This is a genomic window from Romboutsia sp. 1001713B170131_170501_G6 (assembly GCF_015668195.1).
Classification (GTDB): domain Bacteria; phylum Bacillota; class Clostridia; order Peptostreptococcales; family Peptostreptococcaceae; genus Romboutsia_C.
This window is the reverse complement of record NZ_JADPFC010000001.1, coordinates 165,544-184,139: the sequence shown is the minus strand read 5'-3', so window position 1 is coordinate 184,139 and position 18,596 is coordinate 165,544. Positions and strand designations below refer to the sequence as shown.

The following is an 18,596-nucleotide window of genomic DNA, read 5'->3' as shown; positions in this document are numbered from 1 at the left end:
TTATTTTTTATGATTGAACACCTTTTCCTTGGGTATCTACAATTATAATAATATATTAAAGTTTAAAGGAGAATTTAAAATGGAAAATAAAACAGTATGTTTTTGTAAACAAGTTAAATATTTAGATATAAAAAAATCTATAGAAGAAGGTGCTAAAACAGTAGAAGACATTAAAAAAGCTACTGGTGCAGCTACTGGATGTGGTAGATGTGCGTCTGCTATAGAAGAGATATTAAAAGAAAAATAACAAATAAAACTTAAAAATGATACAGAAACTTTAAAGTATTTTACACATATCGATGAACCTACTATACATTTTGCTAATTAGTTTATGTAATCTAAAATATAATTTAATTTATTTAAATAAAAAAGAGGATAAATATCCTCTTTTTTATTTTCTATATAATTTAGTATAAATACACTTTAAATATGAGTAAATTACGATCATTTAAGTTTTACTTTTTATGCTTCTTTTTTACCTTTTCTGTTTTTAGCATATTCTGCCACTGCCGTAAAAAGCACATCTGTTGAAGAATTTAGTGCTGTTTCACAAGAATCTTGTATAACCCCTACTATAAATCCCACTCCAACTACTTGCATTGCTATATCATTTGATATACCAAATAAACTACAAGCTAGAGGTATTAAAAGTAGCGACCCTCCTGCTACTCCAGACGCTCCACAAGCACTTACTGCTGACATTAAGCTAAGTAATATCGCCATACCAATATCTACTTCTATTCCTAAAGTATTTACTGCAGCTAATGTTAATATTGATATTGTTATAGCAGCTCCTGCCATATTTATAGTTGCTCCTAGTGGTATTGATACTGAGTATGTGTCTTTATTTAAATTTAATTCTTCACATAACTTCATGTTTACTGGTATATTTGCTGCTGAACTTCTTGTGAAAAATGCTGTTATTCCACTACTTTTCAAACATTTAAATACTAATGGATATGGGTTTTCTCTCATATATACAAAAGCTATTATAGGATTTACTACAAGCGCTATAAATGCCATACATCCTATTAATACTACTATTAAATGCCCATAACTAAGAAGTGATTCTATCCCTTGCGTTGCTATAGAATTAAATACTAATCCCATTATACCAAGTGGTGCAAAATTTATTACCCATCTTACAACTGTTGATAAAGCATCTGATGCATTTGATATCACTAATTTTGTTGAGCTTGAAGCATTTTTTAAAGCTAGTCCTAGCATTAATGACCATGATAATATACCTATATAGTTTGCATTTAAAAGTGCACTTACTGGATTATCAACCACATTCATTAGTAGCGATTTCAATACTTCTACTATACCTCCAGGAGGTATGATATCTTTGGCTCCTTCTACTAATATTAATGTTGTTGGAAATATAAAACTTACCACTACTGCCGTTAACCCAGCCAAAAATGTTCCTAGCAAATAAAGCACTAAAATTGATTTCATATTTGTTTGCTGACCTTTTTCATGGCTAGATATTGCTGACATTACTAAAAAAAATACAAGAATTGGTGCTACAGCTTTTAGGGCTCCTACGAATAAAGAACCAAAAATCACTATTGGACTTGCTATATCTTTAGCTGTAAGTGCAAGTATTATTCCTATTATCAGTCCTATTAATATTCTTTTTACCAAACTTATTTTGTTCCATTTGTTTATTAAACCCTTCATGATCTCCCCCCTATTTCTTTCTTCTATTTTTAGTTCTTATAGAGTATATATGTTTTTTTACTAATCCTATTCTATTTATTTTTAAACTTTATATATAAAATTAAGTAATGATTTATATGAATAGTTTTATTGTATAGATTTTGAAAATGGTAATAATTTCTTTAAATAATATTTTTTGAATTTTTAGATATGTTTTTTTGTTATGCTTTAGGGTAAGTACACTACTAATAACAAATTTTATAAAAAAGGAAGCGATTTTTATGTTTGATTTACTAAACAAACTAGTTAATGAAAACAAAAAATACATAAAAAATGGTCATGTAGCTACTTATATACCAGCACTTGCTGAAGTTGATGAAAACCAGCTTGGTGTAGCTATTGTAGATTTAAGAGATTGTAATTGTAAGGAGTATTTTGCCGGAGATTATAATAAACCTTTTGCAATAGAAAGCACTTCTAAGGTCATAGCTCTTATAATTGCTATGATGGATAATTCACCACAATATGTTTTTAGTAAGATAGGTGTTGAACCTAGTGGATTTGCTTTTAATTCTATTCTTAATATGAAAATAAATAATAAGCCATATCCATCTAATCCATTTATAAATGCAGGTGCTATTATTGTTAATTCACTTATAATGGGTAAAAATAGTAATGAAAAAATAAATAGAATATTAGAATTTACTAGAAAGTTAGCTAACAATCCTAATATTCATGTAATTGAAGATATTTATTTATCTGAAAAAAGAACTGGTGATATAAATAGGTCTTTAGCTTATTACATGAAGGGTCATGGTTTAATTGATAATGTTGAAGATGTTTTAGACTGCTATTTCAGACAATGTTCTATTTCTGTTACTGCTATGGACTTAGCAAGGATTGGGGCTGTTTTAGCTAATAAAGGAGTTAGTCCTTTTACTGGCGAAATGATTATACCTAGAGATATTTGTACCATTGTTAAATCTATAATGGTTACTTGCGGCCTTTATGATGAATCTGGTGATTTCGCAGTGCATATAGGAATCCCTGCTAAGTCTGGTGTTGGCGGTGGGATACTTGCTACTGTCCCTAATAAAATGGGAATAGGTGTATTTGGACCTTCACTTGATTCTATGGGTAATAGTGTTGCTGGTGTTAAGATTTTACAACAATTATCTAAAGAACTAGTTTTAGATATATTTGATTAGATAAAAAAAGATGCTTAAAATGATTAATTTTAAGCATCTTTTTTTAATTGTATGTTAAACATATAGATTATTATGTAATCTATTAATTTTCTCTATTGTTGTTTTTCCTCACTTAGTTCTTCTATTAAAATATCAAAACCTCTATTATTATTTATTGACTTAACATATGCTGTTCCTATATTGCTATTAAGACTAACTATATTTACTGGTTCATTTTGATAATATATTACGATATTTTCTTTTTGCTTTGAGTTCATTATCTCTGCTGCTCTTCTTAATTGCATGATATTCCTCCTAAATGTTGTTTTAGTCTTAGTTTTTCATTTTTAAATTATTTTATTCTTACTTACATATATATCATAATTATAGATATATCTTTAATATTGTTTGATCATATCCCAGTATATTTTATTTCATCTGCTTTAAATGAATTTCTTTATCATTCCATAACTCTACTTGTCTATTTATCTTCTCTTGAAGCTCTTTTTGAGTACTCGCCTTTATAATTTTAGTTTCTTTTAAATAAGTACTTTCTATAACTTGTACACAATTATGTTTCTTTAGCATAATTCCTCCTAAAAACTTTTACATTAGTTTTTACAAGATTTATTCTATTTATCCATAATTTGTTCTTTTAATATTTTAATTTAACTATATGCATATTGTTTTTTATGAAACTATTAGAAGTTTAGTTGATATATACATTTGTAATTCCCTTTTTTATATGTATAATATAAATATAACTTACATTCGATAAGCTTTACTAAATTCAAAGAGAGTTATTGTAAAGTGAACGTTATTTTCTATATGATATAAAAAATAACTTATATACAAGTTTAATAATTTTTTTGTTAATTTGATAGATACTATTTTTTATTTCAAACTCAATTAATATAGTTGGAAAATAGGCATTTTAAGATAGGGGTGGTATTATGAAAAAAATAAGTAAAAAGCCTAAAAATCTTTTACAATACATTTTTTTAATTCTTTTAATGACAGTAACCACTTATTTAGTCGCTAGTACACTAGATATAAATATTTTATCTGATATTTTAAAAGTAATTGATTATAAGTATATAGCTGTTGGATTTTTATTAATGATTTCATATATAATTTTAGAAGGTTATATTTTAAGGGTTATAATAAACTCTATACATGGAGCTAAAACTAAATTTTTAGGATATAAAGTAGGTATATTGGGTCTTTATTATAACTTAGTTACTCCTATGGCATCAGGTAGTCAACCTATGCAAGTTTATGAGTTATCAAAATCTAATATATCAGCTAGCAAAGCTGTCGCAGTGGTCTCTAATAAAACTGTTATATATCAAATTATGGTAACTTTATATTGTATTTTTTTAATGGCTTTTAATGTAGATATTCTTAAATCTACTTTAAGACCTGTGCTTACTTTTATTGCTATGGGTATGTCTCTTAATATAGTTACTTTATGCTTCGGATTTTTTGTAGTTTATAGACCAACTCAAACTAAAAAGTTTGTTCATTTTATTTTTAATTTGTTAAGTAAAATTAAATTTTTAAAATTTTTAAGTAACAAACGATCAAAAGTGAATAGCTTTATAGATGAATATAATTTTTCTATTAAATCCTTTATAAAGGATAAAAAAGCTTTGTTTAAATCTACACTACTTACAATTGTTCAGCTTACTATTTACTTTAGCATAGCATTTTGTATATATAAAGCTCTTAGATTAAGTGGTGCTTCTTATTTTTATATGCTATCACTACAAGTATTTTTATATATGGCTGTTTCTGCTATGCCTACACCAGGCAATGTTGGTGCTAATGAAATAGCATTCTTCACAATATTTGGTGGTATATTCTCTAAAGCTATTATTGGTTATTCTGTGTTCTTATATGGAATATTTGTATATTATTTTGTTTTAATAGTTTGTGGATTATTTACTATATTATCTCAAGGTAATGTATTTAGAAAATTAAGATTATGGCTTAGATTTGCAAAGTATAAAATGAACACGGCTACTAGTAAATAGTAGATTCTAATATAAAAATCCAACAGTGAAAGCTGTTGGATTTTTATATTTATTTAAAATTACATAATTTATTAATTTATAACATTTATTTTATTACTTTAAAGTTAGTTGTTAAGTTTATATTAGCTTTTTTTCTTATTTTTTCTGCTTGATTCTTTACTTTTTCTAAAAGCGCTTTCTCATCTAATACTACTATTTCTTTTTCTTTCATTAACCATTTACCATCACATATTGTTGATTCAATATTTTCACTACTCATAGAATATACTATATTCCCTATTGGATTATGCATTGGAAGTGAATGTATAGTATTTGGATTAAGTATTATCATATCTGCTTTTTTACCAATTTCAAGGCTTCCTATTTCCTTTTCTAGTAATGCACATTTTGCTCCGTTTATAGTAGCCATTTCTAGTACTGTTTCTGCATTTACAACTTCTGGGTTTAATGTTCTGCCTTTGTGTATTAATGATGTTAGGTACATATCTCTCATCATATCCATTCTATTATTTGATGGAGCCCCATCTGTTCCTATTGATACAGGTATTCCCTTTTCTAACATTTCAGGTACTGATGCAAACCCTAATACTACTTTCATGGCTGCAGCTGGATTATGTGAAACCTTAACATCATAGAATCTAAATAGCTCTATTTCTCTTTCTGTTAACCACACAGTATGAACAGCTAACAGATTTTTATCTAGTACTCCTAATTTATTTAGATGTTCTACTGTTGTAAGTCCTGCTCTAAGCTTTGCAAATTCTACTTCATCTTCTATTTCAGCAACGTGCATATGTATACCTGTTTTGTATTTATCTGCTAATTGTTTAGTTTTAAGTATTAATTCATCAGAGTTATTAAATATTGTTCTAAGAGCAAACCATATTTTTACCCTTTCATTAGATGTATTATTATATTTATTATATAACTCTTCTTGTGTTTCTAATTCTTCTTGTGCAGTTTTATCAAAGGCTTTAGGTAATCCTTCCCCTTCATCCATTACTGATTTTGCTAGACATGCTCTTATTCCTGTTTTATCTACTGCTTCTACCATTGCATCTACATATTGTCCACCTGATTCTAAGAAAGTTGTTACTCCTGAACGTATTAGTTCTATACAACAAGCTGTTGATGATATTAATGAATCTTCATAATCAAAACTACTTTCATAAGGCCATACTCGTTCTCTTAACCAAGTTAATAAATTTACATCATCTGCTATTCCTCTTCCTAGTTGTTGAGACAAATGAACGTGAGTATTTACTAATCCTGGCATAAGTATTTTTCCTTTTGCATCATACACTTCTGCCTCAGAACTTACTATACTTTCATCAAAATTTCCAACTGCCTTTATTTTATTACCTTCTATTAACAGTTTGCCATTTTCATAAACTTCTCTTTCTTCATTCATTGTTATCAAATATGCATTTTTTATAAGTATCTGCTTCATAATAAACTCCCTTTTTTTCATTTTTTAAAATTATATATTAATTACGAACATTTTTCAATATTTCTAACTCAAAATACGATTTACTTATTTGATATTTTTATTTAATACATCATAATTATTGTATAATTTTTTATTAGTATATCATATTTTGTAATTTTTTATAAAAAACTGTTGTATTTTATATAAGTTTTATATTAAAATAAAACCAATCAATGAACATTGGAGGTAAAATATGAGGTTTAAGAAAATACTGACAGCAGGGGTTGTTTTATCATTAATGTCTTTCGCTCTTGTGGGATGTAGTTCAAGTAGCGGTAGTAAAGAATCTGATACTTTAAAGATAACTATGATATCTGACTTAGGTGGTATAAATGACCAGTCTTTTAATCAATCAGCTTGGGAAGGACTACAAAAAGCTGAAAAAGAACTTGGGGTTGATGTTGAAGTCATACAATCTAAACAAGTGTCTGATTATGCTCAAAATGTTGAAACAGCTGTAGATAATGATTCTGACTTAGTAATTGGGATAGGTTTTCAAATGGATGAGGCTATAAAAGAAGCTGCTGAAAACTATCCAGATCAAAAATTCGCCATTATAGACCATTCTTATGAAAATCAACCAAAAAATGTAAACTCTATAATGTTTAATGCTGAAGAAGCATCTTATTTAGTAGGATTAATCGCTGGTATGAAAACTGAAACTAATACTGTTGGATTTATAGGGGGTACTAAAAATCCAATAATAGAAAGGTTTGAGTATGGTTTCTTAGCAGGTGTTGATGATGCAGGAAAGGGTACTAAAGTTTTAAGACAATATGCAGATACTTATTCAGATGCTGCTAAAGGAAAAGCTATTGCTAATCAGATGCATTCAAATAATGTAGATATAATATTTACAGCAGCTGGCGATACTGGTTCGGGGGCCATAGAAGCTGCTAGAGAAAATGGTAAAATGGCAATAGGTGTTGATAAAGATCAAAACTCTTTAGCACCTGACAATGTTATAACTTCTGCTATTAAAAGGGTTGATATGGTAGTATATAATACAGTTAAAGATTTAGTTAACGGAGATTTTAAAGGTGGGGAAATAAGTGTTTTCGGAATTAATGAAGATGGAGTTGGAATAGCTCCTACTACTGATAAAAATGTTAACAAAGAAATTTTAGCATTTGTTAAAGAACAAACTGAGAAAGTTAAAAAAGGAGAAATAACTATTCCTGTTAATCAAAAGGAATATGATAATAGAAAATAATTTTTAAAATATATATGACATTTTAGGAGGATTTAGACATGGGATTAACACCACATAACGCTGCAAATTTAGGAGATATCGCTGAAACTATACTTTTACCTGGAGATCCATTAAGAGCTAAGTTTATAGCTGAAAACTTTTTAGAAAATGCAGTTGAGTATAATACGGTTAGGGGAATGTACGGATATACAGGATATTACAAAGGTAAAAGAATATCAGTCCAAGGTACTGGTATGGGTGGACCTTCTATGGGAATATATTCTTATGAATTAATACATTTTTATGGGGTTAAAAATCTTATAAGAATAGGTTCTGCCGGTGCTTTAAATAGCAATTTAAAAATACATGATATAGTTATAGGTATGGGAGCTTGCACTGATTCAAACTACGGATCTCAATATAATTTACCTGGTACATTTGCTCCAATAGCTAGTTTTGAATTAGTAAAAAAAGCTCATGATATAGCTTTAGAAAAGGGAATAACTCCAGTAGTTGGTAACATATTCTCTAGTGATATTTTCTACAACGACGGTGGTTTAGATGCATTAAAATCATGGAGTAAGATGAATGTATTAGCTGTTGAGATGGAGGCTGCTGCTTTATATATGAATGCTGCTCGTGCAGGAGTTAATGCGTTATGTATGTTAACAATATCTGATTTACCTTTTGAAGGTGTTGCTACTACTGCTATGGAGAGACAAACCGCTTTTACTAAAATGATGGAAATTGCTTTAGAATTAGCTTAATGTTATTATCTATGAAATTATTTCTTTAAAGCACCACAATAATGATATAATATCTAAATTTTTGCAATCAATTTCAATTATAACTAAAAAGCTATATAAACTTTAAAGTTTATATAGCTTTTTAATTTAATTTTATAAGGATTATCTTTTAATTATGGTATGGCTTTAAATATCAATTCTTATTAATTCTAAATATACCCCACATACCTGATTCTATATCCCATCTTATAAGCCCTGATCTATATAAATAGTCCCCAGGTATCATGGATGCTCCATTTAATAATTCTATATTAAACACATTTCCTATACTCATAGCTCCTTGAGCTGATATTTTTCTTGTAAATTGATCCTCTGGTTGGGCTTTCCATTTATGGCCATGAAGTACAAAACAAGTATTTCTAGGTTTATCGGCTGGCATTAGAAGCCTTATTATAACTTTTTCTCCTGGTGAAGCTTCAAATATTGGTGTAGCTGGATCTCCATGAACTTTAGAGCTAAATATTTTTGATATATCATAATTAGGCTTAGATTCTAATCTATTAAAGAATCTTTCTGATCTATAATTAAATCCTTTTTCACCTCTATCTTCAAAATCTACTGGTTCAGGTACTTCACCGTCTTCATTTACTTGATTAGTTTTTATTAAATTACCATGTGCATCCAAAAGTCTTATTCCATTGTGCATAAACATTACAAACTCTCTAAATTGTTCATTTCCATCTACAGATACTGTTACTTGTTCTTTGTAATTGTCTTTATATCCATTATTGCTAGAACTACGTATTTGTGATCCTTCTGGTTCTATTATTATTGCTCCAAATAAACCATGATATCTATGATTTCTTATATCTGTAAATGATGATAATAAGCAAGTTCCATATTCTTCATCTGCATACCATAAATATTCTATACTTTCTCCAGGTCCTACAGTTTGATCTACATCGTTATATCCTATATTTATACCACTACTGTTTATTGGATCAAATTTTAAAAATTGTGGGCTAATTCCTACCCTCATAGATGGCTTAATTTCTTTATCTACTGGTACTCCTGGAAAATCATGATATGGTATTGGTTTAGTAAAGAGATTAGTTAAAGTCACTTTTATATATTCACCTTTATTTGCTCTTAATATCAATGGAACTGGTTCCATCTTTCCATTAATTATAGCATCTTTGTGTTCATACGGCACAAATAACAATCCATCTGGATCATGGTCTTTAAAATTATTATATCGTATATCTTTTTGGATGGCTGCTATATGAAACTCTCTAGTGATTATATTTTGTTTTTTCATTGTATCCATATCATTTATACAGTTATTATGACTACTTATAGGCAATAATTTTTCAGTTTTATCTTTATAAACTCTTATTATTCCCCATAAACCTAACCAGAAATCATCTTGTCCTCCAAAGTAGTAAATATAATCTCCTGCTTTATAATCATCTGTTATTTTTATATTAAATGCTTCTGATATTCCTAATGTTTGAGATTGAACTAATGGTGATTTTTTATCTGTTATTTCTTTTCTCCACTTCATTCCATTTATATTGAATGCATGTTGCTCTTCTTGTGCTCCATCTAATAATCTTATTACAATTTCATCTCCTGGATATGTTTCAAGTAATGGTGTCACTGGATCACCGTGTACTTTAGAACTAAATACATAAGCTGGGTCATTATCATTTAATCTTTCTCTTAAAGGTTCGCATTTATAGTTTATACCCATAACACCTGGGTCATCATGTGATCCTGAAAATGGAGGTGGATTTAATGGGTTTTTATCTTTATCAAATAGTAGGGAAAAGTCATGAACAAATAATCCAAATTCCCTGAAAGTTCTACCTGAAGGTGTTTTTATTACTGCTTTCGTTCCATATTTTATTGGATTACCTGTTTTAGGATCATGATATGTTGATCCTTTAGGTTCTATTATAAGACTTCCAAACACCCCATGTTGTTGATGTGAATTTGGATTCATATGATCGTGGAAGAAGCAAGCATTTAATTCTTCATTAGCATAGTATCTTTCTACTAGGGTCTCTCCATAAAAAACAGAATCCATATTATTATATCCATTTGAACCACCATCTGAAGCTATAACATCAAATTTAACTAAATGTATATGAAAACTTACATTGTCAGTTAAAGTTTCTAGTTGAAATTCTGTTTTCGGTAATGTTTCTGGTAAAAAATTAGTAAGTCTAACTTCTATACAATCACCTTTATTCGCTCTTATAACTAATGGTTCTACATTAATCTCTTCATTTTCTATTCCAGCTACATACCTCTTAGCTAACTCTTCTTTGTTTTCATCTGTTACCTTATGCCCTGTATATTCTTCTATTTGCTCTTTCATAACATAAAATCTTCCATATGGATCATGCCATCCTGCATTGTTATATATCAATTTTGCTTGCAGTGCAAATAGTTCAAAAATAGCATCTGGCTCTTTAAAGTAACATTTACTTGTATCTGGACAAGGTTGAGTGTATAAAGCTCCTCTAGTAACATCCTTTGAAAGGTTCGCTATTTCAATATCAGTTGGGCACATTTTATTTTGACCTTCTTGATTAATTATTCCTAAAGGTGGCTGTTTTGCTCTTTCTTTAAACTCTCCATTTATAAATCCTGGATATCCTGGGTGTTCTAAATCTTTTTTAGGTGGTTTTTCTCTATCAGGTAAAGGATTTAGAGCTTTTATATAAGTTCCATCTGGATATAGTGGACGTATAATTTCTCCATTTTCAAGTATTACATCTTTGCCTGTTTCTAATCTATCAAATACTCTCCATAAAGACCACATTCCTTCATGAAAGTGAGGATATAAATGACAGTGCCATATATGGTCTCCTATAGACCCAGGTAAACTTCCTGCTCCATGTAATATATCTATAGTATAACTTTCTTGAGGGCTTATTGATATAGAATCTATTATAGTCGAATTCGGATCATCTGGTTCTAACTTCCATTGATGTGTATGAAGATGGAATACATGTGTTTCTAATACACCTCCATGTATAAGTCTAAATTTTGAAGGATCTCCTTTATATGCTCTTGGTATAAAAGTTGATGGGTCTCCATAAGTCCATGAACTCATAGAAACGTCTTCTCCATCTACTAGCATATGATTAGGTTCTACTATATCTGTACGGCTACATCTATCATCTTGCTTGAAAGGATTACAACATTTAATACCTCTATCTTTTAATGGTATAAAATTAGCTCTATTTACCATTGGTTCTGATCTGTAACTGATAGCAGTTACGCTCATTGGTTGATTAGTATGAGGATCTATTATTTGATTTCCAAATCTATTTACAGCTTCAAGTTCATCATGAAAATATACTGCATATTCTCTAAAACTTGGCTTAAATGGATTGTGTATATCAGCAAATATACCACTTCGAAGTTCAGATCCATCTACAGGGTCTGTCCATGTAGATCCTTTAGCTTGTACTATAAGGGCCCCAAATAGGCCATGTATATTAGTTGCATCTTCACTAGATCTAGTATCTCCCATATCACTAAAGTAAAATATCCCTTCTCTATCTGCATACCATTCATATATTATCTTTTCACCTGGACCAACTGTAGAGTCCTCATTGTAACCTACATTAGCTCCATCAGATTTTATATTTCTATACTTAATTCCTTGCATATGAATTGATAACCTTCTATTTTCATTGTGCTCAAACTCTATTCTTACTGTATCTCCGACATTTGCCCTTATTGTAAGAGGTTGAACTTCTTCTGTAGGTATTGGAAGCGGATCTCCATTTTCATCTTTATTGTTGAAATTTTTCAAAGCTCTCTCTTTCACGTTCTCTTTATCTTCACTTAATATATACATCATTCCATTTGGATCATAGTCGCCAAAAAAGTCATATACAATCGGTATTGATAATACTGTAACATTAAATTTTCTAGTTATATTGTCAAAGTTATTGCTATACACTTATATTCCTCCCTTAATTATGTGTTTATATATTAATATGATATATATTTTCAAACAGTTACACTTTTATTACTTTTTTGACACATTATAACCTTGTAAGAATTTAAATAATTTATAATCTACTAGTATATAAAAAACCGTATCACTTATTGTGATACGGTTTTTTCATTATTCTACTTCATTATATATAGTATTAGTTGGAGGCTTTGATACAGATATATAATCACCTTCATTTAATGAGTTAATAGCTTCCATGTCTTCATTTGAAATTTCAAAGTCAAATATATCTATATTTTCTTTTATTCTATCTACATTTGATGATTTTGGTATGGGAATAATCCCTCTTTGCATATGCCATCTTAATACTATTTGCGCTATTGTTTTTTTATATTTTTCTGATAAATTTATCATTAATTTGCTAGAAAATACTCTTCCTCTACTTATAGGACTCCATGCAACAACTTGAATATTATTATCTTTACAGTAATTTAATATTTCATTTTTAGTACTGAAAGGATGAATTTCTACTTGATTTACCATTGGCATTATTTTTGCAATTTTCTTTATTCCCTCTAAATGATTTACTTTAAAATTACACACCCCTATAGCTTTTACCTTTCCTGTTTCATATAAGTATTCAAATGCTCTCCAAGTTTCATTATTTAATTTGTTCGGCCAATGAATTAGATATAAATCTATGTAATCTACTTGTAAATTATTTAATGATTTATTGAAAGCTTCAATAGTTTTCTCATATCCATGATCATCATTCCAAAGCTTAGTTACCAGAAATATTTCTTCTCTATTTATTTTACTCTCTTTTATACCCTTACCTATTCCAACTTCATTTCCATAAAAATAGGCAGTATCTATCATCCTATATCCTGCATTTAAAGCATTTATTACTACTTTAGCTGTTTCTTCATAGTTTTCTAATTTATATGTTCCAAAACCAACTGAAGGTATTTTCACTTCATTATTTAATACTATAAATTTTTCATTCATAATATAATCTTCCCCTTTTAATTAATATCTCTCTAACATACAAACATAAGTAATATTTATTAAAATTATAACATATAATAAAACCCTGCTCTATATTATTGATAAAACCTCATCCATTTGAGATACGGTTGACTACTATTTTTTAAGTACTTGTCCAAATCTCTTATTTATAATTTATAAATTCTTTTTCTATCATTTTTCGAAGCACTCTTGCACTTTTTCTATAGAAAGCTTTAAATAATCATTGTACTTAAATTCTAATTATTCTAAATAAATTTTCACTTTTGTATAAGATAAAAGTTAGATAAATAATCATTTTCAGACAATATATTTTTAACCTACTTTGTGTTATACTATATGTCGTGAAATTTTTACACAAAAACCTAAAATTTTACAATATATATCATAAATATAATTATTATTTATATAACTCATAAGATTAAGTAACTTCATTAACAAATAATTAAAAATCATAGTAAATGTTTTTCTTATTGAAGTTAAATCTAATAAAAAGAGAAGGTATAGTATGAGTAAAATAAAATTTTTTATTACTAAAGAAATATTAAATTTAGAAACTAGAATTTTTAATTTAAATTATAAATCTAATTTTCATAAATTTATATATTATTATATACATATGGCTGCATCATGAAATTTTTAGCGATGCATTGTGTTTTTTAAAGATTATATAGTTTATAGCATTTATAATCTTTTGAAGTTTTTCGATGAAGTTACACAAATTAATTATTTGAGTAATACAATTGTATATTTAGATATTATTGATACTAAATCATTAGAATTAAGACATATGTTTAATGGAGATATAGATTATGAATCAGAAAGAAAGTGAATATTTATTAAGCGTTGCTCTTGATATTGGTAAATCAATGTTAGGTGCTGGTGCTGAAATATGGAGAGTTGAAGATAGTATTAGACGCATTTGTAAGACTTATAGTATAGATAATGTAGAAATTTATGCTTTAACAACCTTAATAATTGCAACTATAAAAACTAAAGAAGGCTATCATTTTACTCAATCAGTAAGAATAAAAAAGGTATCAAATAATTTAGGAAAATTAGAGTCTTTAAATGAATTATCAAGGTATATATGTAAAAATGCCCCAGATATAAAAGATATTGAAGATATGACTAAAAAAGCTGTTTCTTCAGTCAATTGCGGATATTATAACTGTATTGGATATATTTTATCTTCTCTATCATTTGCTATATTTTTTGGGGGAAGCTTTTTAGATGGTATATTAGCAGGAATAATAGGCGGAATTGTTTTCTTTATGGAAAAATACTGTAATTTGGATAATTCTAATAATTTGATATATACAATGATTTTAAGTTTTATAACAGGATGTTTCGGAATAATTTTGGTTAAATTTGGACTAGGACAAAATGTAGATAAAATTATGATAGGAAATATAATGTTATTTATTCCTACATTAGCACTAGTAAATGGTGTTAAGGATATATTTTATAGAGATATTATAGCAGGTCTTTATAGAATAATTGAGTCTGTCTTAATTGCATTATCTGTTGCATTAGGATTTGGCTTATCTCTTGTAGCATTTGGTATTTTTCATATATAGTCTCGGAGGATTTAATTATGGATAGTAATTTAATACAAATTATAACAGCTGTCTCTGGTACAGTTGGCTTTGCTATTTACTTTAATGTAGATAAGTCAAAGTTAATATCAATATCATTTGGTGCGTTCATTTCATGGATAATGTATTTGTTCGTTTTGAATATGAGCAGTAGTTTATTTCTAGCAAATTTTTTATCTGCTATATTGGTATGTATATATTCTGAGATTATGGCACGTGTATTAAAAACACCTGCTAATATTTGTTTAATTCCTTCAGTTGTTCCGCTACTTCCAGGTAGTAGCTTTTATTATACAATGTTGGCAGCAATAAGTATGAATATGAATATATTTAGACAAAAGGGAATGGAAACTTTTATGATAATTTTAGGAATATCTCTTGGAATAGTTGTTGGTTTTTTCATATTTGTACAATCATTGAAAGTTTTTCATAAAATCAAATCTCATAATCTTAGTTGAAAAATTAAAATAAGTTCAAAAAATAAAAAACCTATATTTAAAATACGCAAAAGGTATTTATATATAGGTTTTTTTGAACAATATTAAATTAGGGTTAGCTTTGTAGTTAAAAAGCTAAATACTATTAAATGTAGTAATTAACTTTTACATACTTAATTACAATCTATTTTTTAATTTTAATTAAATATTAGTTCACTAAATATATTTATACTGCATCGTAAAGTTCATATATATCTGAAAATTCTAACTGTATCTTTTGTATATCAACTTTATAAACGTTACTTACTATTTTTTTGTTATTTTCCTCTTCTAAAACTTCATTAGGTAATAAAATAGTAAACTCTGTTCCTCTTATCCCATTGCTTTTTAAGTTTATATTATCTCCCATTAACTCAACAATAGATTTTGTTATACTTAACCCTACTCCACTACCTTCATTTTCTCTTTTTAATGACTTATCACCCTGGACAAATTATCAAATACCTTATCTTAAATCTCAATAGGTATACCTATACCCTCATCCTTTACCTTTATACTACCCACTTGTTTGTAGTTGAAATATCTACTAAAGTGGCTAAAATTGTATAAAAACCTTATAAACTATGACCTTGTGAATTCAAAATTTGATTATCCCTCTATAAGTAACCCTAATCTTATTATATAACCTCCAAATACCATAATAGATATTAGAAATATAATTATCATATTCTTTTCATTTTCTTCTCTCATATCCTAAAAAACATTAAAATTTCCCATTTTAATACTATGCTACGTGATTATATCATATAAACTGTAAGTTTTTGTTTTTTAGATTATAGTTAATTAATATAACTTATTATTTACCATACTAAAAAGCTACATATAAAATATAATGTTTATATATAGCTTCTTAATTTATTTTTTTAATTTTATTATTCTAATGCCTTCATAAACTCCACCTAAAATTATACCTAAAAAAAGTCCTAGCATTATTAAAAATTCTATTTCATAAGATTTTACTCCAACTCTAGTTGATAGTACATAAATTACTAGAACTATTGATGGTATTGTTAGAAATCCTATCCATCTAAATACTATCTTTTTCATTTATCTAGTTCCTTTATTTTAAATATTATAATAATATTTATGCTAAATTGTAAATATATTATTATAAATAAAAGAGCTTTATAGTATATAAGAACTTTCATTATATAGCTCATATATATCTGAAAATTCTAACTGTATTCTTTGTATATCTATATCATAATCTTTATGTATAACTTCATTTTGATTATATTCTTTTAATACTTCATTAGGTAGCAAAATAGTAAACTCTGAACCTATATTTTCCTCACTTTTTAAGTGAATTTTCCCACCCATCAGTTCTATTATAGATTTCACTATACTTAATCCTATTCCACTACCTTCATTTTCTCTTCTTAAAGATTTATCACCTTGAACAAATCTATCAAATACCCTTGATTTAATATGAGGAGGTATACCAATTCCTTCGTCCTTTACTTTTATTTTAACCCATTTTTTATTAGTTGATATGTCTACTAGGATAGTACCACCTTTGTTACTAAATTTTATAGCATTTGATAGTAGATTTAACATCACTCTTTCCATCATGTCTGGGTCTAATTTTATGTCAAGTTCTTCTACATCTGTATCAAATATAACTTCGATATTTTTAACTCTAGCATAATTTATAACAGATGTAGTTATACCCTCAACAATCCTCACTATATCGTAGTTTCCATAGTTAGGAATCTTATATCCTACTTCAAACTTAGTAACATCTACTATATTATCTATTAATCTAAGCATTCTTTTACAATTTATATCTAAACAACCTTTATACCTTAAGTATATGTTTTTGAAATCACTTTTTTGTGTACTAGCCGTTAATAATTGCATAGTCGAGTATATTATATTTAATGGTGTCTTTAGCTCGTGACTTATATTTGCAAAAAACTCTGTTTTAACTTGTTCTTGTTGTCTTATATTTTCATATTCTAGTAATGCTTTTTCCATCTTGAACTTTTCAGATACATCCTTTAATCTTACCAATTTATATATAGTATTATTTTTTTTTAACTCCTGTATAGAAATATCTACTATCATATCATTTTCTTTTATGTATATACTTTCACTATAATTTTCATCTTTTCTAAGTTTTTTTTCAACTTTATCAAAGACTGCTTTGTTTGAATACATAAACTTTAAGTTATGTTTATCATTATCCTCTTTTGATTCTTTAATATCTGATGCTTTTAGGTTATTATTTCTAGCTCTTTTATTAGCATATTTTATATTGTACTCTTCATCACATATAACAATACTACTGTATTTATTTTCTTCTACTATTTTAAAAAATAAGTCCCTTTGTTCATCTAATCTTCTATTCATCTTTATATTTTGACTAAGCTCTATAAATAGGCCTATTATAAATATAATAAAACCCATATATATTACCGATGTTGCAGTTAAGTTAATTTCTTCATTATGTTTTATCAAACTATTATAATCATATATAGATTTTATAGAAAACATGATAGCACTAAAACCTATTAATCCATATATGTAATCTTTTTTAACTATGCTTTTTGTGAAAAATATTCCTGATATAATTAAATATATTATAAATAATGATATATTATAATTTTTTATAAAGTTAATACCTAGAAAATTATTATATAAACTATATTTATACTCTAAGCATATTGATAAAAACGTTATCAGCATAATTATTAATGTAGCCTTTATCTTATTATCATCAATTATATTCTTTAAATTTTCTAGATTACTAGCTGCTATACTAATAACTATAAGCCTTATAAAAGATGTTCCTATTGCAAAATATGTATATGTTTTATCACCTTTAATATATATTTGATTTGATACAAATATATCTATAAAAAATATAGTGTACATTAATGCAACTATAAATAATTCCTTTTTTTTGTTACTATTATAAGATATAATACAACTTAAAATACTTAGTATTGCCAAAATAGCATTGAAAAATCTTATAAAACAAGATCTGGTAAGCTCAAATGATGCTCCCTTGTTTACAAGCAAATTTAACCGCATTATGTATAAGCTAAATATTGTCATTGATATTAAAAGTATTATTACAACACTTATTCTTTTTTGCTCTATAGAATTATTAAAGACATTTCTCACCCTCACTAAAAGCCCCCTTTTATAAATATCTTTACCTAAATTATAACATATAAAT

Annotated in this window: 15 protein-coding genes and 1 pseudogene; 7 read left to right on the top strand and 9 right to left on the bottom strand. The window is 27.4% G+C overall.

The window, feature by feature from the left end; all coding sequences use genetic code 11:
* Positions 1–79 precede the first annotated feature (79 nt).
* The gene (locus I4U89_RS00880; RefSeq protein WP_195937806.1) at positions 80–247 is read left to right on the top strand and encodes a (2Fe-2S)-binding protein; all 168 of its coding nucleotides are present in this window, start codon (positions 80–82) and stop codon (positions 245–247) included.
* Positions 248–462: 215 nt separating this feature from the next.
* On the opposite strand, the gene sstT is transcribed toward I4U89_RS00880, so the two are convergent.
* A complete protein-coding gene (gene sstT / locus I4U89_RS00875; RefSeq protein ID WP_195937805.1) occupies positions 463–1,683 on the bottom strand; it encodes a serine/threonine transporter SstT in 1,221 nt (406 codons plus the stop codon).
* Between the two features lie 260 nt (positions 1,684–1,943).
* Between sstT and glsA the strand changes: the two genes are divergently transcribed.
* Positions 1,944–2,870, top strand: a complete 927-nt coding sequence (gene glsA / locus I4U89_RS00870; RefSeq protein WP_195937804.1) for a glutaminase A — start codon at positions 1,944–1,946, stop codon at positions 2,868–2,870.
* A gap of 92 nt (positions 2,871–2,962) precedes the next feature.
* On the opposite strand, the gene I4U89_RS00865 is transcribed toward glsA, so the two are convergent.
* Together I4U89_RS00865 and I4U89_RS00860 are read right to left on the bottom strand one after the other, a co-directional pair.
* The gene (locus tag I4U89_RS00865) at positions 2,963–3,154 is read right to left on the bottom strand and encodes a small, acid-soluble spore protein, H family (protein WP_195937803.1); all 192 of its coding nucleotides are present in this window, start codon (positions 3,152–3,154) and stop codon (positions 2,963–2,965) included.
* Between the two features lie 124 nt (positions 3,155–3,278).
* On the bottom strand, positions 3,279–3,437 hold the full coding sequence (locus I4U89_RS00860; RefSeq protein ID WP_195937802.1) for a hypothetical protein: 159 nt from the start codon (positions 3,435–3,437) through the stop codon (positions 3,279–3,281).
* A gap of 365 nt (positions 3,438–3,802) precedes the next feature.
* Here I4U89_RS00860 and I4U89_RS00855 point away from each other — a divergent pair, with 365 nt between their 5' ends.
* The gene (locus I4U89_RS00855) at positions 3,803–4,885 is read left to right on the top strand and encodes a lysylphosphatidylglycerol synthase transmembrane domain-containing protein (RefSeq protein WP_195937801.1); all 1,083 of its coding nucleotides are present in this window, start codon (positions 3,803–3,805) and stop codon (positions 4,883–4,885) included.
* An 85-nt stretch (positions 4,886–4,970) separates the two neighbouring features.
* Here I4U89_RS00855 and I4U89_RS00850 read toward each other — a convergent pair whose 3' ends face one another.
* Complete coding sequence (locus I4U89_RS00850; RefSeq protein ID WP_195937800.1) at positions 4,971–6,335, bottom strand: amidohydrolase; 1,365 nt, start codon at positions 6,333–6,335, stop codon at positions 4,971–4,973.
* Between the two features lie 232 nt (positions 6,336–6,567).
* Between I4U89_RS00850 and I4U89_RS00845 the strand changes: the two genes are divergently transcribed.
* Positions 6,568–7,587, top strand: a complete 1,020-nt coding sequence (locus I4U89_RS00845; protein ID WP_195937799.1) for a BMP family lipoprotein — start codon at positions 6,568–6,570, stop codon at positions 7,585–7,587.
* A 38-nt stretch (positions 7,588–7,625) separates the two neighbouring features.
* The gene (deoD, locus tag I4U89_RS00840; RefSeq protein ID WP_195937798.1) at positions 7,626–8,333 is read left to right on the top strand and encodes a purine-nucleoside phosphorylase; all 708 of its coding nucleotides are present in this window, start codon (positions 7,626–7,628) and stop codon (positions 8,331–8,333) included.
* Between the two features lie 172 nt (positions 8,334–8,505).
* Here deoD and I4U89_RS00835 read toward each other — a convergent pair whose 3' ends face one another.
* Positions 8,506–12,294: a multicopper oxidase domain-containing protein gene (locus tag I4U89_RS00835; protein ID WP_195937797.1), complete on the bottom strand. Its 3,789-nt coding sequence runs from the start codon at positions 12,292–12,294 to the stop codon at positions 8,506–8,508.
* A gap of 168 nt (positions 12,295–12,462) precedes the next feature.
* Positions 12,463–13,299, bottom strand: a complete 837-nt coding sequence (locus tag I4U89_RS00830; RefSeq protein WP_195937796.1) for an aldo/keto reductase — start codon at positions 13,297–13,299, stop codon at positions 12,463–12,465.
* A gap of 830 nt (positions 13,300–14,129) precedes the next feature.
* Here I4U89_RS00830 and I4U89_RS00825 point away from each other — a divergent pair.
* Complete coding sequence (locus tag I4U89_RS00825; RefSeq protein ID WP_195937795.1) at positions 14,130–14,897, top strand: threonine/serine ThrE exporter family protein; 768 nt, start codon at positions 14,130–14,132, stop codon at positions 14,895–14,897.
* A 17-nt stretch (positions 14,898–14,914) separates the two neighbouring features.
* Positions 14,915–15,373 (top strand): threonine/serine exporter family protein, encoded by a 459-nt coding sequence (locus tag I4U89_RS00820; protein WP_195937794.1) that lies wholly within the window; start codon positions 14,915–14,917, stop codon positions 15,371–15,373.
* A 205-nt stretch (positions 15,374–15,578) separates the two neighbouring features.
* Here I4U89_RS00820 and I4U89_RS00815 read toward each other — a convergent pair.
* The 3 genes and pseudogenes from I4U89_RS00815 to I4U89_RS15905 all read right to left on the bottom strand — a co-directional run.
* Positions 15,579–15,818: pseudogene (locus tag I4U89_RS00815) on the bottom strand (ATP-binding protein); the annotation flags it as partial.
* A gap of 449 nt (positions 15,819–16,267) precedes the next feature.
* Complete coding sequence (locus I4U89_RS00810; protein WP_195937793.1) at positions 16,268–16,459, bottom strand: hypothetical protein; 192 nt, start codon at positions 16,457–16,459, stop codon at positions 16,268–16,270.
* A gap of 78 nt (positions 16,460–16,537) precedes the next feature.
* Positions 16,538–18,547 carry a sensor histidine kinase gene (locus I4U89_RS15905; RefSeq protein ID WP_195937792.1) on the bottom strand — a complete coding sequence of 670 codons (2,010 nt, stop codon included), beginning with the start codon at positions 18,545–18,547 and terminating at the stop codon, positions 16,538–16,540.
* Positions 18,548–18,596: the final 49 nt, after the last annotated feature.

What these genes read in the sequence shown, in the direction of transcription:
- I4U89_RS00880 (WP_195937806.1), top strand. Translation starts at nt 80, where the DNA reads ATGGAAAATAAAACAGTATGTTTTTGTAAACAAGTTAAATATTTAGAT.
- sstT (WP_195937805.1), bottom strand. Translation starts at nt 1,683, where the DNA reads ATGAAGGGTTTAATAAACAAATGGAACAAAATAAGTTTGGTAAAAAGA.
- glsA (WP_195937804.1), top strand. Translation starts at nt 1,944, where the DNA reads ATGTTTGATTTACTAAACAAACTAGTTAATGAAAACAAAAAATACATA.
- I4U89_RS00865 (WP_195937803.1), bottom strand. Translation starts at nt 3,154, where the DNA reads ATGCAATTAAGAAGAGCAGCAGAGATAATGAACTCAAAGCAAAAAGAA.
- I4U89_RS00860 (WP_195937802.1), bottom strand. Translation starts at nt 3,437, where the DNA reads ATGCTAAAGAAACATAATTGTGTACAAGTTATAGAAAGTACTTATTTA.
- I4U89_RS00855 (WP_195937801.1), top strand. Translation starts at nt 3,803, where the DNA reads ATGAAAAAAATAAGTAAAAAGCCTAAAAATCTTTTACAATACATTTTT.
- I4U89_RS00850 (WP_195937800.1), bottom strand. Translation starts at nt 6,335, where the DNA reads ATGAAGCAGATACTTATAAAAAATGCATATTTGATAACAATGAATGAA.
- I4U89_RS00845 (WP_195937799.1), top strand. Translation starts at nt 6,568, where the DNA reads ATGAGGTTTAAGAAAATACTGACAGCAGGGGTTGTTTTATCATTAATG.
- deoD (WP_195937798.1), top strand. Translation starts at nt 7,626, where the DNA reads ATGGGATTAACACCACATAACGCTGCAAATTTAGGAGATATCGCTGAA.
- I4U89_RS00830 (WP_195937796.1), bottom strand. Translation starts at nt 13,299, where the DNA reads ATGAATGAAAAATTTATAGTATTAAATAATGAAGTGAAAATACCTTCA.
- I4U89_RS00825 (WP_195937795.1), top strand. Translation starts at nt 14,130, where the DNA reads ATGAATCAGAAAGAAAGTGAATATTTATTAAGCGTTGCTCTTGATATT.
- I4U89_RS00820 (WP_195937794.1), top strand. Translation starts at nt 14,915, where the DNA reads ATGGATAGTAATTTAATACAAATTATAACAGCTGTCTCTGGTACAGTT.
- I4U89_RS00810 (WP_195937793.1), bottom strand. Translation starts at nt 16,459, where the DNA reads ATGAAAAAGATAGTATTTAGATGGATAGGATTTCTAACAATACCATCA.